This window comes from Desulfobulbus propionicus DSM 2032 (genome assembly GCF_000186885.1).
Classification (GTDB): Bacteria; Desulfobacterota; Desulfobulbia; order Desulfobulbales; family Desulfobulbaceae; genus Desulfobulbus; species Desulfobulbus propionicus.
The window spans coordinates 3,560,040-3,585,440 of record NC_014972.1 but is presented as its reverse complement, the minus strand read 5'-3'; the positions used below and the strand labels follow the sequence as shown (position 1 = coordinate 3,585,440).

Annotated in this window: 14 protein-coding genes, 1 pseudogene and 1 riboswitch; all 15 genes and pseudogenes read left to right on the top strand. The window is 60.5% G+C overall.

The annotated features are described in order from the left end of the window. Positions 1 to 63: 63 nt before the first annotated feature. Positions 64 to 1,230 (top strand): annotated as a pseudogene (locus DESPR_RS15610) (ABC transporter ATP-binding protein); the annotation flags it as partial. Further along, a complete protein-coding gene (gene cobN, locus DESPR_RS15605; protein ID WP_015725769.1) occupies positions 1,230 to 5,009 on the top strand; it encodes a cobaltochelatase subunit CobN in 3,780 nt (1,259 codons plus the stop codon). The pseudogene DESPR_RS15610 and the gene cobN, both read left to right, overlap by 1 nt. After that, a complete protein-coding gene (locus DESPR_RS15600) occupies positions 4,997 to 6,721 on the top strand; it encodes a TonB-dependent receptor plug domain-containing protein (protein ID WP_015725768.1) in 1,725 nt (574 codons plus the stop codon). The genes cobN and DESPR_RS15600 overlap by 13 nt, the downstream gene beginning before the upstream one ends. An 11-nt stretch (positions 6,722 to 6,732) precedes the next feature. After that, a complete protein-coding gene (locus tag DESPR_RS15595; RefSeq protein ID WP_043770233.1) occupies positions 6,733 to 8,766 on the top strand; it encodes a putative cobaltochelatase in 2,034 nt (677 codons plus the stop codon). Next, on the top strand, positions 8,763 to 9,803 hold the full coding sequence (locus tag DESPR_RS15590) for a magnesium chelatase ATPase subunit I (RefSeq protein ID WP_015725766.1): 1,041 nt from the start codon (positions 8,763 to 8,765) through the stop codon (positions 9,801 to 9,803). The genes DESPR_RS15595 and DESPR_RS15590 overlap by 4 nt, the downstream gene beginning before the upstream one ends. A 149-nt stretch (positions 9,804 to 9,952) precedes the next feature. After that, a complete protein-coding gene (locus DESPR_RS15585) occupies positions 9,953 to 10,792 on the top strand; it encodes an ABC transporter ATP-binding protein (RefSeq protein ID WP_015725765.1) in 840 nt (279 codons plus the stop codon). Then, complete coding sequence (locus tag DESPR_RS15580) at positions 10,789 to 11,523, top strand: ABC transporter permease (protein ID WP_015725764.1); 735 nt, start codon at positions 10,789 to 10,791, stop codon at positions 11,521 to 11,523. The genes DESPR_RS15585 and DESPR_RS15580 overlap by 4 nt, the downstream gene beginning before the upstream one ends. A 109-nt stretch (positions 11,524 to 11,632) precedes the next feature. Further along, positions 11,633 to 12,856, top strand: coding sequence for an adenosylcobinamide amidohydrolase (locus tag DESPR_RS15575; RefSeq protein WP_015725763.1), 1,224 nt, complete (start codon positions 11,633 to 11,635; stop codon positions 12,854 to 12,856). 4 nt (positions 12,857 to 12,860) lie between these two features. Further along, positions 12,861 to 13,064, top strand: a riboswitch (cobalamin riboswitch). A gap of 117 nt (positions 13,065 to 13,181) precedes the next feature. Continuing rightward, a complete protein-coding gene (locus DESPR_RS15570) occupies positions 13,182 to 15,284 on the top strand; it encodes a TonB-dependent receptor (RefSeq protein ID WP_015725762.1) in 2,103 nt (700 codons plus the stop codon). 35 nt (positions 15,285 to 15,319) lie between these two features. After that, entirely contained in the window at positions 15,320 to 17,323 is a 2,004-nt protein-coding gene (locus DESPR_RS15565; protein WP_015725761.1) for a TonB-dependent receptor plug domain-containing protein, read from the top strand. Between the two features lie 105 nt (positions 17,324 to 17,428). Further along, positions 17,429 to 17,950, top strand: coding sequence for a cob(I)yrinic acid a,c-diamide adenosyltransferase (gene cobO, locus DESPR_RS15560; RefSeq protein ID WP_245529464.1), 522 nt, complete (start codon positions 17,429 to 17,431; stop codon positions 17,948 to 17,950). Continuing rightward, positions 17,947 to 19,002 (top strand): radical SAM protein, encoded by a 1,056-nt coding sequence (locus DESPR_RS15555; protein WP_015725759.1) that lies wholly within the window; start codon positions 17,947 to 17,949, stop codon positions 19,000 to 19,002. The genes cobO and DESPR_RS15555 overlap by 4 nt, the downstream gene beginning before the upstream one ends. Before the next feature lie 52 nt (positions 19,003 to 19,054). Then, positions 19,055 to 20,623 carry a carbon-nitrogen hydrolase family protein gene (locus DESPR_RS17550; RefSeq protein ID WP_015725758.1) on the top strand — a complete coding sequence of 523 codons (1,569 nt, stop codon included), beginning with the start codon at positions 19,055 to 19,057 and terminating at the stop codon, positions 20,621 to 20,623. Next, positions 20,620 to 24,396 (top strand): cobaltochelatase subunit CobN, encoded by a 3,777-nt coding sequence (locus tag DESPR_RS15545; RefSeq protein ID WP_015725757.1) that lies wholly within the window; start codon positions 20,620 to 20,622, stop codon positions 24,394 to 24,396. The genes DESPR_RS17550 and DESPR_RS15545 overlap by 4 nt, the downstream gene beginning before the upstream one ends. Positions 24,397 to 24,524: 128 nt before the next feature. Beyond that, positions 24,525 to 25,400 (top strand): carboxypeptidase-like regulatory domain-containing protein, encoded by an 876-nt coding sequence (locus DESPR_RS15540; protein WP_043770230.1) that lies wholly within the window; start codon positions 24,525 to 24,527, stop codon positions 25,398 to 25,400. The last annotated feature ends 1 nt before the right edge of the window (position 25,401 follow it).

Genomic DNA, 25,401 nt, shown 5'->3' with positions numbered 1-25,401 from the left:
CCCATCCTGGAAGTAACCGGCCTGAGTGTCGGCTACAAAAACCGCACTGTGCTGCGCGATCTCTCCTTTACCTGCCGCCCCGGGGAGTTCATCAGTCTGCTCGGACCCAACGGCGCCGGCAAGACCACCCTGCTCCGCACCCTGTCCCGTCACCTTTCCCCCGTGGCCGGCGAGATCAGGGTGCAGGGCAGGCCTTTGTCGCAGCTCTCCGCCATGGACCTGGCCCGGACCATGGCGGTGGTGCTCACCGACAAGATCGCGCCGCCGATGTTTTCGGTGTTCGAGTTCGTGGCCCTGGGCCGCTATCCCCATACCGATTACCTCGGTCGCCTCGGCTCCCAGGATCAGGTGGCGGTGAGTTCCTCGCTGGCTGCGGTCCATGCCCTGGAGCTGGCCGAGCGTGCCTTTGTCGATCTCAGCGACGGTGAACGGCAGAAGGTGTTGATGGCGCGGGCTCTGGCCCAGGCGCCGCGGATGCTGCTGCTCGATGAACCCACCATGCATCTGGATCTCAAACACCGGGTGGAGGTGATGGCCATCCTCCGCGACCTCTGCCGCAGCCAGGGCATCACGGTGATTGCCTCGCTGCACGATGTGGATGTGGCGGCCAAGGTCAGTGACCAGGTGGCCCTGATCCGCGACGGCGGGTTGATGGCCTGGGGTGCCCCGGAAGCAGTGCTCAGCGGCGACAGTGTCACCACCCTCTACGAGTTTGACAAGGCCCGGTTCAATCGGGATCTCGGTGGCATCGAGCTCAAAAGCGCCGGCGACCACGGCCGCGCCTTCGTGGTCGGCGGCATGGGCAGCGGCGCCCTGGTCTACCGCATCCTGGCCAAAAAGGGTTTTGCCCTGGCCACCGGTGTGGTCCACGGCAATGACCTCGACTGGTATGTGGCCCGCTCGCTCGGCGCGGATTGCGTTGCGGTCGAGCCCATGGCCACGATCAACGGCGCGGCCACCCAGCAGGCCCTGGAATTGATGGACGGCTGTGATCTGGTCATTGATAGCGGTTTTCCGGTGGGGCCGGCCAACCAGGCCAATGTGGACTTGCTGCAGGGCGCCCTTGATCGCGGTCTGCCCCTGCTCAGTCTGCGCCAGGGGGTGCCGCCGGGTTTACGGGTCAACGGCGAATCCGCTCCTCGGCACTGCGCCGACGCCACGGCCCTGATCGCCTGCCTGGAAACCTTTGCCTGTTGCCGATCCTTTTCCCCCCATACCGAGGAGGCCTGATGCAGCCGCTGAACCTGTGTTATTTCTCCGCCACAGCCACGGAAATCCCCTCGCTCTCCGAGGGGATGCGGCTCGGTCTCGACCAGGGGCTGCCCCTGGCAATCCATGCCCGCACCCAGGTGCAGCTCTTTGATCGCAGCCGCCAGAAGGCCTTTGTCCGCGAGTTGCTGCGGGCTGAGGTGGTGATCATCTCGCTGCACGGCGGCAAGGCCTCCTTTCCCGCCTTTGACCTGTTGCACGAGGAGCTGGCCAAGATCGAAAGCGAAAAACAGCCCCTGATCCACATTCAGCCCACCAGCGGCGATGAGGATTCCATCGAGGCAGCGCGCGAGTTTTCCACCGAGTTCGGCAGCCCGGAGTGGGATCTGATCAAACGCTACCTCCAATACGGCGGGGCGCAGAATTTTCACCAGTTGTTGGTGCACCTCCACCAGCGGTTGCATGGAGGCGATTGGGCCGTCCTCGCACCCCGGCCCCTGCCGGATGACGGCATCTATCATCCCGATTTTTCCGGAACCCCCGTCTTGGCTGAGTATCTGGCCCAGCGGGTTGACCCGGCCAAGGTCACCGTGGGGCTGTGGTTTTACCAGACCTACTGGACCAACAACAACCTCGCCTTTGTCGATAGCCTGATCCGCTCCATCGAGGCCAGGGGCGCCAATGTCATTCCCGTGTTTCACCTGCGCTACAAGGATGCGGAGCGTGGCAATCGCGGCGCCGATGACGTGGTGGCCGACTACTTCATGAACGGCGATACACCGCGCATCGATGTGCTGATCAACCCGTTGATGTTTTCCATGACCCTGGCAGCGCCCGCCTTCAAGCACTTGCTGCCCCGCCTCGGGGTGCCGGTGATCCAGGCCATGACCTGTTCCGCACCCTATGCCCAGTGGTTGGAGTCGGTGCAGGGGCTGCCGACCATGGACGTTTCCTATTCGGCGGCCCAGCCGGAGTTTGACGGGGCGCTGATCACCGTGCCGGTGGCCACCCGCGAGCAGGAGGCCATCGATCCGCTCACCGGTGCGCTCCTGGCCAAGTACATGCCCATCCAGGAGCGGGTGGACAAGGTGGTGCGCCTGGCGATCAATTGGGGACGGCTTGGCCGCATACCGGTTGCGGAGCGCAAGATCGCCATCGTCTTTCACCACTATCCGCCGCGCAACGACCGCATCGGCTGCGCAGCCGGGCTGGATTCCTTTGCCAGCGTCTCGACCCTGCTCACCCGTATGCGGGAGCAGGGCTACTCAATCGACCATGACTTTCCCGAAAAGGACGAACTCGCCCATACGCTCTTGGAAAAAATGACCTGCGACCAGCGTTGGCTGCCCATGGATCAGATGGCGGCCCGGGCCGAGGCCAAGGCCGGGGCTGAGCTGTACCAGGGCTGGCATGCGGAGCTCCCCGAGCCGATCCGCACCAAGATGGTCGAGGATTGGGGCACGATGCCCGGCCAGTTGTTCGTCCATAACGACCAGCTCCATTTTGCCGGAGTTTTGAACGGCAACGTCTTTCTCACCATCCAGCCGCCGCGCGGCTATCTGGAGCAGATCGACAAGGTCTTGCACGATCTCTACCTCTCTCCGCCGCACCACTATCTGGCCCAGTACCGCTGGATCCGCGACGTGTTCCAGGCGGATGCGGTGATGCATATCGGTAAGCACGGCTCCCTGGAGTGGCTGCCGGGTAAGGCCCTGGGGCTCTCGGGCCAGTGCTATCCGGATCTGGCGATCATGGAGCTGCCCAACATCTATCCCTACATCATCAACGACCCCGGCGAGGGCACCCAGGCCAAGCGGCGCTCCTACTGCTGCATCATCGATCATCTCACCCCAGCCTTCACCAATGCCGATCTCTACGACGACCTGGCCAAGGTGCAGACCCTGGTGGCCGACTACAGCGATGCCCGCGCTGAAGATCCGGCCAAGGTGGAGATCCTGCGGCCGATGATCTGGGAGGCGGTGGCTGCCGCCAATCTGGATCAGGATCTGGATCTCAGCGAGCAGCAGGCCCTGGCCGATTTCGACGGCTTTCTCGAAAAGTTGCACGCCTATGTCGAGGAACTGGGCGATACCATGATCAACGATGGCCTCCACACCCTGGGACTGGCGCCCGCGGAAGAGCGGCTGGTCGAGTTCGTGGTTCAGTTGACCCGTCTGGCCAACGGCGAGGTGCCGTCCCTGCGCGAGTCCCTGGTCATGGCCATGGGCTGCGATTACGACGATGTCATTGACAATCGCGGCAAACACCAGGCCCGTTTCGGCAACCGCAGCGGTGGCGAGGTGCTGCGGGCCGCCCATGAACAGGGCTTGGCCCTGGTGCGTCGGCTGGCGGAGTTCGATTTCCGACCCGAGGCGCTCTCCGATCTGTGCGGCGAGATGCTTTCGCATTTGGCGGAAGCTGATCGCGCCAGGGTGCAAGCCACCCTCGACTACATCGCCCGCACGCTGGTGCCCAATATCCGCTTGTGCAGCGAGGAGCTGGATGCGGCCCTGGCTGCTTGCGCCGGCCGTTTCGTCAAGCCCGGTCCCTCGGGTGCGCCCAGCCGGGGCCAGGCCGACATCCTGCCGACTGGCCGTAATTTTTATTCCGTGGATCCCAACAAGATCCCCAGCCCGGCCGCCTGGGAGGTGGGGGTTCGTCTCGGCGACGCCCTCATCGAACGCTATCTGGGCGAGACCGGCAAATATCCGGATTCCATCGGTATCCTCGTCTACGGCACCGTCACCATGCGCACCCGCGGCGATGATTTGGCGGAGATTCTCTACCTCATGGGGCTCAAGCCCGTGTGGCAGAAGGGCAGCGGCAACGTCTCTGGCCTGGAGGTCATCCCGTTAAACGAACTCGGAAGGCCACGCCTGGATGTGGTGCCGCGCATCTCCGGCTTCTTCCGCGACTCCTTTCCCAATCTGGTGGAACTGATCGACGAGGCCGCCCGCATGGTGGCTGCGCTTGAGGAACCGATGGACTCCAACCTCATCCGCCGCAACGTCTTTCGCGATTTGGAGGAGTACCGCAGCGAGGGACTGAGTGAAGAGGAGGCCTGGCGCGAGGCCACCTTCCGCGTCTTCGGCTGCCCGCCCGGGACCTACGGCGCCGGCGTCTCGGAACTGATCGAGTCGAAAAACTGGCAGACCCAGGAGGACCTGGGCAACAACTACATCCGCTATTCCTCCCACGCCTATGGGCAGGGCAGCTACGGCAAGGCCAAGCCCATGGCCTACCGCCGTCAGCTCTCGCGCATGGACCTCACCGTCAAGAACGAGGATTCGCGCGAGTACGACATGATGTCCTGCACCGACTACTACAACTACTACGGCGGAATGATCGTAGCGGTGAAGACGGTGCGCGGCTATCTCCCCTTTGCGGTCATGGGTGATAGCTCCGATCCCAAACGCGTCAAGATTCGCACCACCCAGGAAGAGGCCAAGCACGTGCTCCGCTCCCGCCTCGTCAACCCCAAGTGGATCAGCGGCATGAAGCGGCACGGCTACAAGGGTGCCGGCGATATCTCCCATGTGATGGATATCGTGCTGGGCTGGGACGCCACCGCCGAGGTCATCGACGACTGGATGTACGAGAAAATCGCCCGTTCCTACGCCCTTGACCCCGAGATGCAGGAGTGGATGAAGGAGGTCAACCCCTTTGCCCTGCAAAACATCCTCGATAAACTGCTCGAAGCCATCAGCCGCGGCATGTGGCAGGCGGATGCAGCCATGGAGGAGCAGTTGAAAAACGCCTACCTGGAGATGGAAGGCGAGGTCGAGGAATGGAGCGAATAATTCGGCCCTGGGCCTGCGCGCTGCTGACCTGCCTGGGCACGCTTTTGGCACCGGGTGCAGGCTCGGGCCAGGAGGAGGAAGGCGCCATCATCCTCACGGCTGAGGAAATCAAGCAGTTGAAGGCCAACAAGATGGCTGATCTGCTCAACCATGTGCCCGGGGTGAGTGCCGGTGACACCTCGGTGAGCATCCACGGTTCCTCCAAGGTGCGGGTGCTCGTGGACGGACGGCCGATCAACGATCCCACCTCCAGCTACGGGGCTATCAACTGGTCCATGGTCGACCCGGACCAGGTGGAGCGGATCGAGATCCTGCGCGGCAAGGGCGGGGTGCGCTACGGCCAGGATGCGGGCGGCGGGGTGATCCTTGTCACCACCCGGGCGATCAGCGCCGTCAGCGGATCGATCAAGACCTACGGCGGCAACCAGGATACCGGGTATGCCGGAGCCAATGTCCAGGCTCGCCGTGGCCAATGGGGGGCAGAGGCCGGTGGCGAGGTGGAAACCACCCAGGGCTACACGATCAACGACGACAGCCTGCGCCACCGGGCCGGGCTCAAGCTCGCCTACAATGCGGATGAAGAGCGGGGCATCAATCTCGGCGCTGATTTTGTCCACGATGAGCGGGGTCTGACCGGCCTGCCGGACTACCCCACCCCGCAATCGCGCAAGGAAAACGAGACTGCCATCCTCTCCGCCCAGGCCCGCGCCTACGGCTATACCAGCGCCACCTTCTTCAATAGCGGTGAGCAGCACAACACCGATATCAGCCGAGCCCTGGACCAACGCTTGCGGGTCAACGAACTGGGCGAGGATCTGAGTGCATCCATCACCACCGGCGGGTTGGGCGAACTGGCCTACGGCGCCGGTTATCGCCTGGCCCAGGCCCACGGCACCACCTTTGCTGATCAGAGCGAGGAGGTTTTTTCCCTCTTTGCCAGCCAGACCATCCATCAAGGGCAGAGTCCCTGGTCCCTGTCCGGGGGCCTGCGCGTCAATGCCAACACCGCCTTTGACGATGTGCTCAATCCGGAACTGAAACTGCTCTACCAGCAACCGTGCTGGAGCCTGACCGGCTCTTACAGCGGCAGCAACAATATTCCCTCATTTTATCAGCGCTATAACCACACCAGCTCCACCCGGCCCAATCCGGACCTGGGCATGGAAACCGCCGACAACTACAGCCTGGCCCTGGCACTGACGCCGATCGAACAACTCACCCTGCGGACCTCGGTCTTCTACAACCTGCTCAGCGACCGCATCACCTATGTCACCGGTTATGATGGCATCGGCCAGTACGAGAATTTCGGCGAGGTCAGCTACCGTGGCGGCGATGTGGCGATCAACTGGAAACCGATCACCCCCCTCAACCTCAAGGCCGGCTACACCTACATGCGGGCCATTGACGAAGAGAGTGGCCTGTTCGTCCCGGCCAAGGCCGAGCATACCGCCACCTTCGATTGTACCTGGCAGGTGAGCGAGCGGCTGACCACGGTCTTCTCCGCCAAGTACGTCTCCGAGGTCTTCCTCAATCGCGCCAACACCACTACCGTGCCCGACTATGCCTTGGCCAATCTCCGCGCCGAATACCGGCTGGGCCAATACGCCCTGTTCACCGAGATCAAGAACCTCGCCGACACCACCTACTACTACGCCGATGGCCTGCTCGGCCCGCCCCTGACCTGGATGGCCGGTGTCAGTTGGAGGATGTGATGGGGAATTGCATGAGAAAAGCGATCTATCCCCTGGCGGCGGTGGTCGGCCAGGACAGCTTCAAGCAGGCGCTGCTGCTGGCGGCCATCAATCCCGGCGTTGGCGGCCTGCTGGTGCGCGGCGAAAAGGGCACGGCCAAGTCGACCATGGTGCGGGCCCTGGCAGCCTTGCTACCGGAGATGGAGGTGGTGGCGGGTTGCGTCAACAGCTGTTCGCCCGCGCCCTCAAGCCCACGTTGCCCGGAATGCGAGCGGCGCTTTCCGGATCTGCCCCGTGCCACCCGGCCGGTACCCTTGGTGGATCTGCCGCTCAATGCCACCGAAGATCGGGTCAGCGGTGGCATTGATTTCCCCCGTACCCTGCGCGAGGGGCGGGTGGTGGTCTCCCCTGGCCTGCTCGCCGAGGCCCACCGCGGCCTGCTCTACATCGACGAGGTCAACTTGCTTGATGATCACATCGTCGATCTGATTCTCGATGCCTCGGCCAGCGGGGAGAACCGTATCGAGCGCGAGGGCATCTCCTACCGCCATCCGTCGCGCTTTATCCTCGTGGGCACCATGAATCCGGAAGAAGGCGAGTTGCGGCCGCAACTGCTCGACCGCTTCGGCCTCTGTCTGGAGGTGACCGGGGCCGAGGAGCCTGAGTTGCGGGTCGAACTGATGGAGCGGCGCGAGGCCTTTGATCAGGATCCGGCCGGCTTTGTTCGCCGCTACCGCGAGGAGAACGAGCAACTGGCGCACCGTATCATCCAGGGACAGACCCTGCTGCCCTGGGTGCGACTCAGCAAGGGACTGCGCGGCTTCATCGCTGCTCTCTGCCAAGAAAATAATGTTGCCGGTCACCGGGCCGACCTGGTGCTGGAGCAGGCGGCGCGAGCCCTGGCCGCCCTGGAGGGCAAGACCGAGGTCAGTGTGGAACATATCGGCAAGGTGGCGCCGTTGGTGCTGCTGCACCGCCGCCGGGATGCCCAGCCCCCACCCCCTCCGCCCCCACCGGAACCCCCTTTGCCCGAGGAAACCGACCAACAGGAGCAGGAAGAACAGAGCGAGCAGCAGGAACAGCAACAACCCCAGGAGAATCCTCAAAGCCAGACGGCACCGCCTCCACCCCAACCGCAGGAGCAGAGCCAGGAGGAATCGCAATCCGAGGAACAGGCCGAGGAGGAAATACAGGGCCAGGCAGCCGCAGAACGCGAGGACCAGGTCTTTGCCATCGGCTCCACCTTTCAAGTCAAACCGCTTGCTGCCGCCAAGGACCGGGTGGTGCGCCGGGGCTCGGGCCGACGCACGCGCAGCCGTATCTCGCAGAAGCAGGGGCGATACGTCAAGAGCACCCTGCACAATAACGGCGACTTTGCCCTCGATGCCACCCTGCGCGCCGCTGCCCCGTATCAGCAGCAGCGGGCAGGGAAAAACGGCAGCGACTTGGCGGTGCAGCTCAGGCCCCAGGATATCCGCTCCAAGGTGCGCGAGAAACGTATCGGCAACTTTCTCCTCTTCGTGGTCGATGCCAGCGGTTCCATGGGGGCGCGGGGGCGGATGGCCGCCTCTAAGGGTGCGGTGATGTCGCTGCTGCTTGATGCCTACCAGAAGCGCGACAAGGTCTCGATGATCACCTTCCGCCGCGATGCGGCCTTCATCAACCTGCCGCCCACCACCTCGGTGGATATGGCCGGCCGGCTGCTTGCCGAGATGCCGGTGGGTGGGCGCACCCCGCTTTCCGCCGGACTGGCCAAGAGTTTTGAGCAGGTGCGCAACTACCTGATCAAGAACCCCACCGCCCAACCCATTGTGCTCTTTATCACCGACGGCAAGTGCAACGTCTCCCTGGGGGAGCAGAAGCCGGTGGAGGAGTCACTGCGCCTGGCTGAGGCCCTGGGCCGTGACCAGCGCATCCGCTCCATCGTCGTCGATACCGAGGAGGCCGGTCTGGTCACCTTCGGTTTGGCCCGGCGGCTGGCCGGGGCCATGGAGGCCCAATACTTTAAAATCGATGACCTCAAGGCTGAAGCCTTGGTCAACATCGTGCGAGGACAACACCCATGAACAACCGACCCATCTATCCCTTCACCGCCATTGTTGGTCAGGAAAAAATGAAACTGGCCCTGATGCTCAATGTGGTCAATCCAGGTCTCTCCGGGGTGCTCATCCGCGGTGAGAAGGGCACGGCCAAGTCGACGGCGGTCCGTGCCCTGGCTGACATCCTCCCCGAGATTGCAGTGTTCAGCGAGGATCCGTTCCAACTCGACCCCGAGTCGGAGTTGGATGTGTTTACCGAGATCCGTCTGCTCACCCAAGGCCATCCTCCCGAGGCCTGCCCTGAGGTGAGCAAGCGCAAGGTGCGGGTGGTGGAGCTGCCTGTGGGCGCCACCGAGGACCGGGTGGTGGGCACCCTTGATCTCGAACATGCCCTGAAAAAAGGGGAAAAACGGATCGAGCCCGGCATCCTCGCCCAGGCACACCGCAACATCCTCTATGTCGATGAGGTCAACTTGCTCGATGACCATGTGGTGGATGTGCTGCTCGATTCCGCTGCCATGGGCGTCAACACCATCGAGCGTGAGGGGGTCTCCTTTTCCCATCCGGCCCGTTTCACCCTGGTGGGGACCATGAACCCGGAAGAAGGAGAGCTGCGGCCGCAGTTGCTCGACCGCTTCGGTCTCTGCGTTAACATTGAGGGGATTCACCGGGCGGAAGACCGGGTGACGATCATGGAGCGGCGGGCTGCCTTTGATCTCGATCCGGAGGGCTTTGCCGCCCGCTGGATCGCCGAGTCCGAGGCCCTGGCCGACCGCTTGCTCATCGCCCGCGCCCTCTACCCGCAGGTTGAGGTGCAGCGGCCGCTGCTGTTCGAAATCGCGCAAACCTGCCTGGAAGTTGGGGTGGACGGGCATCGCGGCGACATCATCATGCTCAAGACCGCCAAGACCCTGGCGGCCCTGGACGGCCGTACCAAGGTCGAATCGGCAGACATCAGCGCCAGCGCCGAACTGGTCCTGCCGCACCGGGTACGGCGGCAACCGCTGATGGAGATCGCCGATAATGTCCAGGCCCTGCGTAAACGGGCACTGGCCGGGCAGTGATGGCTTTGAACGGGGAGATTTCTCGCTGCGCTCGACATGACAGAGGAAGCGCGGCCATTAGACAGCTTGGTCAACTCCCGGATGTCATCCCGAACGCAGGTGAGGGATCTCCTTTTCTCCAAGAAAACGTACAAACCCCATAAACACTCATGATCCACATCAACCAACTGCAGAAATTCTACGGCAAGGTCAAGGCCGTGGACGGCATCGATCTCTCGGTGGACGCGGGCGAGCTGTTTGCTTTTCTCGGTCCCAACGGTGCCGGCAAAACCACCACCATCCGCATCCTCACCGGTCTGACCCGTATCGGCTGCGGGCGGGTGACCCTGGGCGGTCACGACATTGTCACCGACGCACAGGCTGCCAAGCGGCAGTGCGGGCTGGTCACCCAGCATATCAACCTGGACAGCGAGTTGAGCGTGCGCGAGAACCTCGACCTTCACGGCCGGCTCTTTGCCATGGATGCACGCCGCCGCCGGCAGAAGATCGAGGAGTTGCTGAGCTATGTCGAGCTGCTCGACCGGGCGGATTCGCTGGTCAAACAGCTCTCCGGCGGGCTCAAGCGGCGGTTGATGATCGCCCGGGCGCTGATGCACGAACCAAAGATCCTCTTTCTGGACGAACCCACCGTTGGCCTGGATCCGGGGATTCGCCGCCGCATCTGGGCGCTGATCAAGCGGGTGCAGCAGGATGGGGCCACCATCTTTCTCACCACCCATTACATCGAGGAGGCGGAATTCCTCGCCGGTCGGGTGGCCTTTCTCGACCAGGGCAGGATCGTTGCCCTGGATAACCCCCAACACTTGATGGCCCGCCTGGGCCACTGGGCCGTGGATCAGATGAACGGAGAAGGGATGCAGACCCTCTACTTTGCCGACCGTGACCAGGCCGCCGCATTTACCGCTGCCCAGGACTGCGGCTTTACCCTGCGGCGGGTCAATCTTGAGGATGCCTTCTTAAGCCTCACCGGCAAGAAGGTGGTGTCATGAACGGGTTCGTCGCGGTCTATCTGCGGGAGATGTTGATTCTCAAGTACCGTTTCAAGCGCCAATTGGCCGGGATGGCGGTGTCGCCGCTGCTGTATCTGATCACCTTTGGCTATGCCATGGGCGATTTGATTCGTTTCGGCGAGCAGTCCTACCTTCATTTTCTTATCCCTGGCCTGGTGGCCATGGCGAGCATGACCCAGGCCTTTGCTATTGCCACCGACATCAATGTGGCCCGTTTTTACTGGAACATCTTCGAGGAGTTCCAGGCTGCACCGATCAGCAATCTGGCCTATGTGGCCGGTGAGACCCTGGCCGGTATGACCCGGGCGCTCCTGGGTGTGGCGGTGATTTTGCTGCTCAGTCTGCCCTTTGGCGTAGTGCTTCACTATGGGCTGCTGTTCTGGCTGGCGGTCGCGCTCAACTGCTTCGTGTTCGCCTCCCTGGCGGTGGCCATGGCCATGCTGGTCAAGTCGCATGCCGACCAGAGCCTGCTCACCAGCTTTATCATCACCCCCATGGCCTTTCTGGGCGGCACCTTTTTCCCGGTGGAAAAGCTGCCGGTCTGGGCCCAGGCCTTGCTTTCCTTTCTGCCCTTGACCCATGCCTCACACGCCATCCGTGCCACCAGCCTCGGCCAGCCGGCGGAAGGTTTTGATTATCTGGTACTGCTGGTCATCGGCCTGTTTTTTTTCTGGCTGGCCCTGCACTCGGTCAATCGGGCCAGGGATTGAGGAGAGGTGGAGAGCTGAGAGCTGTTGAGTCTGTATCTTTTCAGGCAGCCGAACCCTTCCGCATAAAACCCAACAGACTATCAACCCACAGACGAAACAACCGACCAACATGCTCATCGACACCTTCTACAACGGCGTGGAACTCCACCGCGAAGAAAAGATCATCTATGCCCGCTTCCTCAAGCCGCACAGCGTGCTCTCCACCTGCCGGGTGGCAGGGGGATTGCGTACCGATCTGACCTGCCTCTACAACCACCAGAGTTGTGAACCGGCCGGGCACTGCCATCGTCTGCCTTCCATGGCCTATCGTGATCCTCTGGCCTACCGCCGTTCCATCTGCGAGCGGCACAACCTGGAGGCCGAGGCCTGCGCCACCTTGGGTACAGCGGCCAACATGCACCATGCCTGCATCGCGGTGCAGCAGTTTCGCGATCTCACCGTGGCGGCTGTCTGTACCGGCGGCGTCGAGGGCAATGCCGGGAGGGTCGGTGACCCGGCTTCAGTGGTGGAAACTGCGGAGGGTTTTGAACGATTGCCGCCGGCGGAAACCATCCCTGGCCCCGGCACCATTAACACCCTGCTCTTTATCAGCCAGCCGCTCATCCCCGGTGCCCTGACCCGCTGCATCATGACCGCCACCGAGGCCAAAACCGCAGTGCTCCAGGAACTGGCGGTCAACTCCCGCTACTCCGATGGCCTGGCCACCGGCACTGGCACCGATCAGATTGCGGTGGCGGCCATGGAGGGTAATGGACCGCTCCTGACCAGTGCCGGCAAGCACGCCAAGCTCGGCGAACTGATCGGACGTGCCGTCTTTGAGGCGATCAAGGGTACCCTGGCCCGGCAGAACAACCTCACCCCGGCCGGGCAATGTTCGCTCAAGATCCATCTGGAACGCTTCGGCATCAATCGCGCCGGGCTGGCCGACGAAATCTGCGCCTTCCTGGATCAGGATCAGGCGGATCTGCTGCGCGCCAATTTCCTCGCCTTTGAACATGATCCGCTCACCGTGGCCGCAGTGGCCGCCCTGATGCATCTGCGCGACAAAATTGCCTGGGGCGTGCTGCCCAGGACCTGCTGGAGTGAGATCATGGCCGCCTATGCCGCGCAGACGGCTTGTGCCGTCAGCGGTGATTATTGCCGATTGGACCACTATCGCCAGACCCTGGCGCCAACCTGCCGGCAGACCGATAACCAGGCCTTTCTCCATCTCACCTGCCGGGCACTTGCCCTGGGGTTTGCGGAAAAATGGCGGAGTATGGAAACGCTGGGCTCAGCCGGGGCCACCCCTGCATGCACCATGCGTGATCAGGAGGAAACAACCATGCCGTAACAGAATGATCAATGTGCATGTCGGTCGTCCGAAGTTGCGGACGGTAAAAGGGAATCCCGTGCAAATCGGGAACGGTCCCGCCGCTGTTATCCCCGCCTTGACCGAAAATCAGGGCGCCCCACCGAGAGAACGCCACTGTGCATACCGCATGGGAAGGGTTCGGTTGGGGGAGGAGAGTCAGAAGACCTGCCGACCATGCCAATTGTGCCACGACTGTCGAGGATACAGGGATGCGCATCGCAAGGAAATTGCTTCCTTGCTCAGGAGGGTGCCGCTTTGCCTCTGTGTTCACGAGAAATAACCAACCATCACAGGAGAGCAAAGGATGCAACCAAAAGGAGTGAAACGATTTGATCGGCTTGTACTGGCCCTGGTGCTGTGTACGGCACAACCGATCATGGCCCAGGATCAACCCGCCATCGAGGCGGCCAAGAAGAAATCCGTCCAGATTGAGCAGGAGAAGCAAGATGACGTGGCAATCAAGCAAAAAGCCGAAGAAATGGTGGTCACGGCAACCAAAAGTGAGGAGAACATCCTCGAGATTCCCACCAAGATCGAGGTCATCGACAGCCACGACATCGAGATGACCGCAGCCACCATGATCACCGAACAGCTGAAAAAATCGAGTTCGGTCAGTGTGATCGAGTATCCGGGAGCCTTGGCAGGTATCGGCATCCGCGGCTTCCGGCCCGAGTTTTCCGGTATCACCAAACACAGCTTGATTCTTCTCGACGGCCGCCCCATTGGTGCCACCAACCTGGCCACCGTGCTCACCGATAACGTCGAACGCATTGAGGTCCTTAAAGGACCCGCCTCCTCGTTGTACGGTGCCGAGGCTATGGGAGGCGTGGTCAATGTGATCACCAAGAAAAATACTAAGGGCATTGCCGGTGAGGTAGAGGCCGGATTTGGCAGCTTTGATACCAATTTCGAGAAACTGAATACCGGTGGGGCCATTATTGCCGACAAGCTGGATTTTAATGTGGCTGCTGGCCGGTACGAGCAGGCCGATAATCTGAAAACCGGGGACAATGGTGATGAACGCGCCAGCACCGCCTACAGCACCCGCAACGGTTCAGTGCGCATTGGCGGCAATTTTGCCGATGACTGGCGAGCGGATTTTTCCGCCAATATGTACCAGGGCCGTGACATTGAAACCCCCGGTGACGTGGCCTACGGCGATGTGCGCAGCGGCAGCAAGGATATCGACAATAACGGTGTCGATCTGCGGGTCGGTGGCGGACTGGGCGCCAATAATGAGGTCGGGGCCACCGTCTACCATACCGAGGAAGAGGCTGAAAATTACTCGAACTATTCCGGTAGCAAAACCGTTCCCACCTATCGGAGCTATGATTCCGACACCACCTGGGATGGGTGGCAGTTGCAGGATACCTACACCTGGGGCGATCACAAGTTTATTGCTGGATTCGATTACCAGTACATCGAAAAACTCTCGCGCAGTTACACCACCAGCGGCAGCCGCAAGGCGCCCTCTTCCCCCGATGAAGGCCGCACCAACTTGGCCGGTTATCTCGAATCGGTGTGGAAGTTCAATGATAAACGCCTGACCCTCACCGGCGGCGGACGTTATGACACCTTTGAGGTTGAAACCCTGTCCACCCCCTACATGAGCGGCTTTGATCCCACGACCGAGGATTTTTCCACCTTCAGTCCCCGGGTCGGCGCCAACTACCTCTTTGATTCCGGTATTCGACTGCATTCCACCATCGGCCAAGCCTTTGTCCCGCCCAGCGCTTTTGAACTGGCCGGTTATTCCGAAACCATGGTCGGCGGCGTCACCATGATCACCCAAGGCAACAGCGGACTTGATCCCGAAACCTCGACCACCTGGGACGCGGGTGTCGGCTATGAACTCCCTGCCTGGGGTGTGGCATTGGATGTCACCTATTTCGACACCACGGTCGATGATCGCATCACCACCACCCAGAGCGGTAACGTCAAAACCTATATCAACGCACTGGGTGCCGATATTCAGGGGCTGGAATCAACCTTGAGTTTTGATCTCGGCGTACCCCTGCACTGGAACCGCAGCCTCAAGTTCTACGTCAACAATACCACCATCTTTTCGGCGGAAGAGGAGGTCACTGCCGGCACCAATCGCGATATCTACAATGTCGCCGACTACACCTATAACTATGGGGTGGAATACGATGATGGCACCATCGACAGCCGTCTCCATTTTCGTACCGTTGGACCGATGCGTGACACCGACTGGGTTACCGCCGGTTACCCGGAGATCGAATACCCTTCCTTTACCGTGATCGATTTTGTGGTGGGCTACAATTTTCTGGAGCACCACCGGGTGGCGCTGACCATCGATAACCTCTTTGACGAGGACTACTACGAGAAAAAGGGTTACCCCAAACCTGGTCAGTCCTTTTTTCTCAGTTATTCCTATAAGTTTTGAGATTGAACTAAAGAAACAGCAAAAAGGAGACACCCATGCAATCAAGAATAAGACTGCAACCGAGCCAGTTACTCTTTGCCCTGGCTCTGATGCCGTGGATGGCCGTTCCGGCGCTGGCCAATGACCAGGAAACCGTAACCTCCGAAGAACAGCAAACCATCCAGAAGGCCGAGGATATCGTGGTAACCGCCTCGCGGACGGAAACCCTGCTCAAAGAAACCACCAAAAGCATCAATATTATCGACAGCGAGGATCGGGAGGAGCAACAACAGTATTTCCTCCCCGAATTGCTCGACAACGAGCCCGGCGTTTATCTTCGCAGGCTCGGGGGTATGGGGCAGTGGTCCAATATCAGCATCCGTGGCACGGGCTCGCAGTACACTCAATATCAGTACAACGGCATGCCGTTGCGCGATGCCGCCGACACCCAGAGCACCCTGCAATACTTCATCGAAGATATGTACAGCGGTTCCAATCTCGATCGGGTGGAGGTGCTGAAGGGGACCAACAGTACCCTCTACGGTTCCCAGGCCATGGGCGGGGTGGTCAACATCATTCCCAAAAGATGGCAATCCGGGCCTTCGGCGGAATGGCGCAACGAGTTCGGCCCCAACGGCACCTATGTTACCAACGCCCGCGCCGCCTACGGCAAGGACAACTATTACGTCGATTTCAACCCCATGTACATCACCACCGATGGCGCCAACAACGGTGGCCCCAACGGCTACTGGTACGATAACACCGGCGCGACCTTTGGGGCAGGCGTAAAACCCACAGAGAGGACTACCGTCGAGTTCAGCGGCATTTTTTCGGATACCGATCTGGCCATGGGCAGTTCTCCGAGTCTGGGCGCCGATGGCGGTCTGATCAAGAACCAGGCCTATGCGGACCAGCATCGCGAAGGGCAACTCTATCAGGTGGGACTCAACTGGAACCAGACGATCTCGCCGCTGTGGGATTTCTCGCTCAAGGGCTCGCAAGGCGCCACCGAACGCCACTATTTTTGGTCCACCACTCCGGGAGACCAATCCAACTACGATGGCGAAACCAGTTATGTGGAAATGCAGCACAACCTGCATCTCAACCAGTGGCTGACACTCAATCTCGGGGCTGATTACGAGAAATCCGTCTACGACGGTCAGGAACCCAAGAACAAATATGCCGGCGATTATACCCCGGTCAGTTTTGATGAGTCGTGGGGGAATAAAGACGTCTTTAGCCAGGCCCAGTTTGCCCTGCTTGATCGCAGCCTGTTTATCAACCTGGGAGGCCGATACAACGACCACGATGAATTTGATGGTGAGGCTGTCTGGGAAACCTCGGCGGCGTATCTGTTTAAAAACACCGGAACCAAACTCCATGCCCACGTGGGCACCGGCTATCGCACTCCGGGATTGTACGAGATTTATGGTGGCTACCTCTATAACGGCAACCTGATCACCATCGGTAACCCGGACCTGCAACCGGAAGAAAGCACCAGTTACGAGATCGGTGTCAACCAGGAGCTGGCAGGGGGCAAGGTCAATGTAGGGGTTACCTATTTTCAAACCCAGTTCGACGACATGATCATTTTCGATAATACGGCCATGCGTTACGACAACGCCAAGGAGGGTGAAAGCTCAGGTATTGAGACCTCGATTCGCGTGCAGCCCTGGAAGATGGTTCGATTTGATCTGGCCTACACCTACATCGACTCCCGTTCCAAGGCTGATGAGAATGCCGATTGGACCCGCAATACCTACCTGCCGAGAAACAAGATTGACTTCATCGTCACCCTCTATTCCATGGACAAGCTGACCATGGCCTTGGATATCAATTGGCGGGATGCGCAGATTGTCCCGCTCAATGATCCGAGCTGGAACAGTATCCGCTGGGAGGAAGACGGGGTCACCACTGTGAATCTGTCCGGTACGTATAAGGCCTTGGAGAATATGGATCTCTTTGCCCGCATTGATAACCTGTTGGATAAGGAATACACGGAATCCGGCTACTGCATGGAGGGATTCTCCGTGTACGGCGGTGTGAAATTCCATTTTTGAATCCAGCAACTCACCCGGCAACCGGGACGCTTATCGATTGCCGGGTGAGAGGGCGGCATGGCCGCTTTGCAAAGACCGATTCGTTCCAGGAATAAGGAATCACCAATGACCAAAGGCTTACTGATCATCCACACCGGCGACGGCAAAGGCAAAACCACCGCTGCGCTAGGCATGGCCCTGCGGACAGCGGGCCATGGGCTGCGGGTCTGTTTCATCCAGTTCATCAAGGGCAGTTGGCGCTACGGCGAGTTGGAGGCGGTCAAACGCTTTGATGATTGCATCGATTTGCACGTCATGGGACGTGGGTTTACCTGGAAATCGGAGAGCCTGGAGGAGGACATCCGCCTAGCCCGTGAGGGCTGGGCCCTGGCCTGCCAGGCCATCGACAGCGGCCAGTATCATCTGGTGGTGCTTGATGAGTTCACCTACCTGCTCCATTACCGTATGTTGGAGATTGCACCCTGCCTGGAGTTTCTTGCATCGCGCCGTGCCGAGCAGCATGTGTTGATCACCGGTCGTTACGCCCCGCAAGCCCTCATTGAGGCGGCTGATCTCGTCACCGAGATGCGGGTGGTCAAGCATCCCCTGAAGAGCGGCATCAAGGCCCAGAAGGGGATCGAGTTTTGAAGCCCCCTCCCTTGCCGCACTCGGCTGTCCCCCAATCAATCAACTATCTGATTCTTGCCCTGACCACCCGCTGTAACCTGCGTTGCCGCTACTGCTATCATGGTGATACTCCGGGACGGCAGGATATGGGCAGTGCCACTCTTGAGCGTGCCTTTGCCCGTGCGGCTTCCGGCTCCGGGCCGTTGCACATTCAGCTGACCGGGGGCGAACCCTGCCTGGTGCCGGATCTGATCGAAGAGGCCTGTGAACGGGCAAGGAGCCTGTCGCGACCGTACACCATGGGACTGCAAAGTAATGGTACCTGTTTGACGCCCGAGGTGATCGAACTGTGTCGCACCTTTGGTCTCCAGGTGGGCATCAGCCTTGATGGTTCACCCAAGACACAACAATCCTTGCGCGGCCAAGCTGCCGAGACCCTCCGCGGGCTGATGCTGCTAGAGTCGGAGCAAATCCCCTTCCGAGTCACTGCCGTGGTCTCAGGTGAGAACGTGGGGCAGTTGGACCGCCTGGCCTGGTTACTCTCTGCCTTCCGTCAAGCCAGGGGGATCGGCCTTGACCTCTTGGTGAAGAAGGGCTCGGCCGAGAATGTGGAATATAAACCTATTCCTGCGACAGCGGAAGCACTGAAAGGTGGCGTTTGTTCCCTGACCAAGGCATTGGCAGCCATCAATACGCAGCGGAAGATACCACTACGGCTGCGCGAATGGGATCTGGTACGGCGGATGCTTCACCGTGATCGGCGAATGGCTCCCCGCAATTTCTGTCAAGCAGCGCAAGGGGGTAGCTTGGCGGTTCATCCTGATGGCCGCTGGTTCCCTTGCAACCAGACCCTGGGCGACGAACGCTTTGTGATCGATCCGGAAGCGAACTATTCCTCAGTTATCCTTTCCGCGGAGCTATCAACCTTCGGCCAGGACTGTGGTGAGTGCCCATTGTCGGGCTGTTGCCCCAATGATTGCCCCAGCCGTCTGTTGTACAATCCCCCAGTCGTTCGCACGCTGGCCTGCACCTTGTATCAAACGTTGGCTTCTGCCAGCATGGCGGATCAATAGAAAGGTGTATCAAGGTCATTGCACTATGGTTCAGACGTAATTGGAGCAGATCATGGCTTTTCTGAAGTTCGGTTTGATGCATCTATCCGTTGAATACAAACAGCCCGAGGCCAACCGGCAGCAGTTGCTGGACCTCTGCCATGTGGCCGGGAAAAAAGGGGTACAGATGGTTGTGGCCCCTGAAATGGTTATCTCCGGATATTCTTTTGCCGACATGCGGGATGTCGCACCCTACGTCGAAGCCGTTGATGGCCCAACCCTGTCGGAGGTCGGTAAGATCTGCCGTCATTACGGCATGTACGCTTGTATTGGCATGGCAGAGCGAGACCCGGCAAATGGCATTCTCTACAACAGCGCATTTGTCCTTGATGCGGAAGGAGAAATTGTTTGTCGCTATCGGAAGATGAATGCTGAATTCCGTTGGGCCTGTCCTGGTAATCCCTATGAAAACAATACATTTGATACCCCTTGGGGACGGATGGGGGTACTGATCTGCTCCGACTCGTATCATAGTCTCATGGCAAGAGTCACGGCTCTTCGCGGCGCCAATCTGTTACTCGTGCTCGCTAACTGGCCTCCATTGGGACTTGATCCCTTGGAAATATGGCGAGCTAGGGCCTTGGAAAATGGGCTGTTCGTCCTTGCCTGCAACCGCACCGGCAAGGATCTGCTCATGGATTGCCGGCACGCCCCTTCGGCCATCGTCAGTCCACAAGGAATCGTGCAACTCCAGAAATGTTCCCGAACCTCGAAGCTGCTGCGGATTAATTTGCCCCTCAATGCGGACCACAAACTGCTCTCCGGCAATCGCCTCAAGCGTCTGACTTCAAGGAGTACTGACCACGTTCATCCCTGTACGCTCAACAGAACTGGGATCGATGATTTGACAACATTTCTCCATTTGCCTCCGCCTGGGAAGTTGGAGGTTCGATGTCACTGTTCTGAACAGGCAGGTGCTATCCCGCCAATCAGAAACACGAACCCGAACTCGGAGGGGGGTGCCGATACGCTCCACCTCCTTCCGATCAACGATTACGATGATGCCGACATGGCCAACTTACATGATTGGTGCGTATCCCAGGGGCAGAAAATTCTGCTTGTGCGAACAATGGAGGCGGTGAAGGCTGTTTATTGGTTTGATGGTCACACGAGGCCTTTCTCTTTAGGTGTTTTCAGCGACTCTGTTGCAATGCCCATTCCTTTCCCCTGTTGCGATTGCGGGCCTGCAAGGATTCATCTTTTGCCGGAAAGAGCGCTCTATCACCCGGAAATGGTGTTGGCCTGTGCCAAAGAGGGTGCTGATGTGGTCGTTATTTTCAGCCGTTCATTCACCGATGCGGTCCAATTGCTTGGTGGAGCCCGTACCGTCGAACAGGTGGCGGTGGTGGTGATCTCAGCCGGGGGGGCGGGGATATGGTTACCCCCGGAAGGCCACCAACGCTGGCAGGAAACCCTTGTTCAGCAGGGAGAAAACGGTGGCGTCATCCTTGATACCAGAAAAACAAGGGTGAAGCGCTTCCAGGACAGAATCGATTACCCAACACTGTTGCGGCACTACTCGCCAAATCACCAGGTGCCTCTTGACCGGTGGGCCATTGCTCAACCAGGAGGCTTGACATGAAGATTCTCTTTGTCCACGGACAGATGTTCCAGACCCAGACTTGGTCCCGTGCATACGCCCTGTTGCTCGCCGAGGGGGTTGAGCTGCGCTTTTATGCCCAGCATGTCAAGGCCGGGGAGGCAATTAAGCTGATGGCAAGCGGTTGGGCTGATCTCTGCATTGTCCAGTTGTTTCGCGATTTACCGCAGTATGAGGCGCTGCTGGAGGCGGCAAGCTCACTGCCGCACCGCATCGATCTCGGGCCGCAGCGGCAACCCGGCTTCACCACTTTCACTGCGAAGCAGGCCGTGCGATTTTCCGCCTATCTGGAGCAGGTTTCGCTGGCCAACTTTGTCAATGGGATCCATTTTCTCGTCGCTTGCGCCACGGGAACGGATCACCACATCGATCCGCCGGAGCAGGTACGGACCTGCGGCATCTATCATGCTGAACACGATACGTTTTTCTTTGATACCAGCGACTATCTGCGCTGGCAGTGCAGCCGCATCAGCGACACCGTCAAGCGGCCCCTGGTGGCGTTGCTCTGTTATTACGGACAGATTGTCGAGAACAACCACGCTGAAATCGACGCCCTCATCCAGGCCCTGGAATGCCAGGCCCTAACGCCGCTGTGTGTGGTCACCGAGGGCATGACTGACAGCAGCCTGCCCCCGGAGCAACGGTATCCCTGGCTGGAGTATCTGCGGGGCGCAGCGCCGCAGTTGCTGCTCAACCTTCTTGCCGGCCGCCTTCTCACCCAGCCCGAGGATGTCACCATCCTGAAGGAACTGAATCTGCCGGTGGTGCAACTGCTGCGTCTCTACCAGCAAACGCCCGAGCAGTGGCGCCAGGATGTCACCGGCGCGGGGGCGGGCGCCGCATCCATGGTTTTCAGCCTCACCCAGCCGGAGATGGCCGGAGTGATCGAGCCCACCGCCGTGGCTGCCACCAGAGGGGAAACCGATCCCGTCACCGGGCTGTTGCTGCGACGATATATCCCTCTGCCGGAACAGATCGAGCGGCTCTGCCTGCGGCTGCATCGCTGGATCCGCCTACGCCTGCTCGACAATGATGAAAAGCGGCTGACCATTGTGCTGCACAACAATCCCTGCAAGGGCGTGGAAGCCACCCTGGGGCTGGCCGCCGGTCTGGATACCTTTGCCAGTCTGGCGGCCCTGATCACCGCCCTGCGCGAGGCGGGCTACGATACCGGCAATGCCCCGGAGGACGGCAAAGCACTGCTCGATCTGCTGCTCGCACGCAAGGCCATCTCCGAGTTCCGTTGGACCACCACCGACGAGATCGTGGCCAAGGGTGGGGTGCTGCACCGGGTGGATGCGGAGGAATACCTGCAATTACTAACAGATATGCCCGAGGCGGCCAGGCAGCGGGTTGAAAACGACTGGGGCCGCTTTCCCGGCGAGGGCATGGTGTACCGGCAAGACGGCCAGGCCACTTTGTTGGTGACCGGCCTGCGCTTTGGTCATCTCCAGATCATTGTCCAGCCCAAGCGCGGCTGCTACGGAGCCAAGTGCAACGGCGAGGTCTGCCGCATCCTCCATGATCCGCACCTCTCGCCACCACCACACTGGTTGGCCACCTACGCCTATATCCGTGCCACCTCGGATGCGGTGCTCCATTTCGGTGCCCATGGGGCGCTCGAATTTTTGCCGGGCAAGCAGGTCGGACTCTCGGCAGCCTGTTTTCCGGAGATAAGCCTGGGCGATCTGCCCAACATCTACCTCTACATCATGGATGTGCCGGGCGAAGGGCTGATGGCCAAGCGGCGGGCCAGGGCGGTGATGGTCGATCATCTCTGCCCGGTTCGTCGGCCGGCGCCGCTGGATGCCATGACCCTGGAGTTGGAAGACCTGCTTGACCAGTACCAGAAGGCAAAACTGCACGGGGAAAACCAGCGGCAGCAGGTGCTGCGGGCACGAATGCAGCCGCTGATGCAGCAAATGGGCGGTCTGGAAGGGGAGGAGGATTTTGATCGGGCAATGGAGCTGCTCTCCCGCCGGATTGGCCGGAGCCGACGCGTCCTTTCTGCCACCGGCCCACATCTGTTGGGAACAGCCCCGGACAGCCACGGCATTGCCACTCTGTTGGCCACCATCCTTGGCAAACCAGTGGACGGCCTGCCCCTGTTGGCGGAGATCGCTGCCCATCATCAGCCGTCCTCGGGCAATGCGTTTGACGATGCCGTGGCCGTGCTCGAATGGTTGCTGACAACGACAAAGGACGGCTGCAAAGCGGAGCCCGGCCAGCAACCGTTTCGCCGACTCCTGGATTGGTGCCAGGATGTGGGGGGCCGCATCGGCCTTTGCACCCGTGAGATTGGTCAACTGCTTCGCGCCCTGGACGGCGAGTACATCGAGCCGGGCCTCTGTGGCTCCCTGGCCCTGGGCAAGACCGAGGCCCTTCCCACGGGGCGCAATTTTTTCACCAGCGATGTTGCCGCCCTCCCCACGCGGGCCGCCTGGGAGGTGGGACAGGCGCTCTCGGATAATCTTTTGCGCAAATACCTCGAGGACGAGGGGCGTTTCCCCGAGAGCGTGGGCATCAGCCTGTGGAGCATCGATGCCTTCAAGTCCGACGGCGAGGTCTTCTGCCAGATCCTGGCCCTGATGGGTATGCGGCCTCTCTGGCAAGCAAACGGCCGGGTCTGCGGAGTTGAACCCATCCCCTTGCACGTACTGCAACTGGATCGCACCGACGGCCCCGGTGTGCTCCGGCCGCGGGTGGATGTGGTCATCCAGACCAGTTCCATCCTCCGCGACATGGTGCCGCACTTTGCTGACCTGCTCGACGAGGCCGCCGTCATGGCCGGGGATCTGCCTGAACCGATTGAACAGAATTTCATCCGCAAACACACCCTGGAACAACTCGACGAGTTACGCCGGGAACTGGGTGAGCAGCACAGCGGCGAAGAACTGCGGCGAATGGCCAGCTTCCGGGTCTTTTCTTCGGCTCCTGGGGCCAGCGGCACCGGGGTTGGTCTGGCTTTGGATGCTTCAGCCTGGAACGATGAGGCCGATTTGGCCGAGACCTATATCAACTGGAGTGGCTTTGCCTACGGTTCGGACCGGATCAGTGGGTTTGAACGTGTTCAGGGCGTGGCGGCGCATCGCCTCTTTGCCGCCCGCCTCAAAGATGTGGAGGTGAGCTATATGCGCCAAGCCTCGCCGGAGTACGATGCCACCGACTGTAGTTGCTACACCGGTTGTCTCGGCGGCATGTCGGTGGCGGCCAAGGCCTTGACCGGCAAACGGGCCCGGATCTACTTTGCCGACAACAACAGCGAGGCCGATCATTCGGTGCGGGACTTTCAGGAAGATCTGGAGGCCACGACCATGGCCAAACTGCTCAACCCGCACTGGATCGATCAGCGCCAACAGGAGGGCTACCAGGGCGCGGGCGAGGTGGCCGGCCGGGTCAACACCCTGTTCAAATGGAGTGCCACCACCGAAACCGTGGCCGGTTGGGTCTTTGACCGGGTGGTGACCACCTACATTCAGGATCAGACCAATCTAGAATGGCTGCGCCGCGAAAACCCCTACGGCCTGGAGGAGATCACCCGCCGTCTGCTTGAAGCCCAGAGCCGGGGCCTGTGGCAGGCCGATGCCGAACGGCTGGCCGCAGTGCAGGAGGCGGCGCTGTTAATCGAGGGTGACATGGAGGAAAGTATCGGCGAGGTACGCGAGGAGTTCCAGGGCTCCAAGGTTGAGGTCATGACCGCTGCTGATGTCGAGAAGTGGCGACCGGTATGGCGTCTGGAGAGGCTGGGACAATGAAGGGGCCGCTACGTTTTTTCCTCTTGATAATAGTAGGGTTTGTTCCCCAAATTGGCTCTGGCGCAGATGCGCCCAAACTCCTCTATTGGCAACTGCAACAGGAAGGCCTCCACGTCTACCGTTTTGCGATGGACAACCTCAACTGGCGACAGATCCGAGAGGAGCGCGAACAGCGACAGAGTGTCCAGGAGAAACCCAAACACCTGGAACTGGTGCGGGGCGTATTGGCCGATCCCTTCATCGCCATGGGGCAGGAGGCCGAGGCCCTGCTGCCGGCGGGTACGGTGGTCATCTGCGATCCGGACGGAGTCCGCAAGGCAACAACGGTAAGCCCGGACATGCGGGAAATCGTCCTGCCTGAGGACCTCAACCTCAATGGCCGCTATCTGGTGGGTGGTCATTTTCAGCTTGATGGGAATGGTGGTCGGCAACGGCTCCACCTCTATCCCAAGCTGATGGTCGGCCATTACAAGCATGACGGACGTCCCGGATCGGCCCCGGCCTTCTTCTTCGAGGATCCCGCCATCGCCCTGGAGATCGGTTCAGCCCGTTCACCGGCCATGTACCGCATGGGGGGCGGTTTCCAGCGCCCGCACGAGGAGTATGGCATGGAGGTACGCTATCAGGGGCGTCCCCTGGCCGGGGCCATGGTCGAGGCGATTGCCGAGGGCAGCGGCTGGCGCCGGAGCTATCGTACCGATGCCTCCGGCCGCTTCACAGTCATTCCCTTTGACGACCGCTCTAAGCAGCTCCACTACGATAAGCTGCTCTATGTGGTCAGGGTCGAAGACCCGGAACATCAGGCCCTCCATGTCGCCACCCTGCCGATGATCATCTTCCGTAACCGGCCGGAGTGGACCAGCCATGTGGCTGGTTACATGGTCTGGGCCGGGCTCGGTCTCGGCGGTACCCTGCTGCTGGTAGGCGGGGCCATGCTGGGGAAGCGGCGGCAGCAGCGGCTGGGCCTGGTGCGCTTTGCGCAGTGCCGCGTCAAGGAGGAGTAGC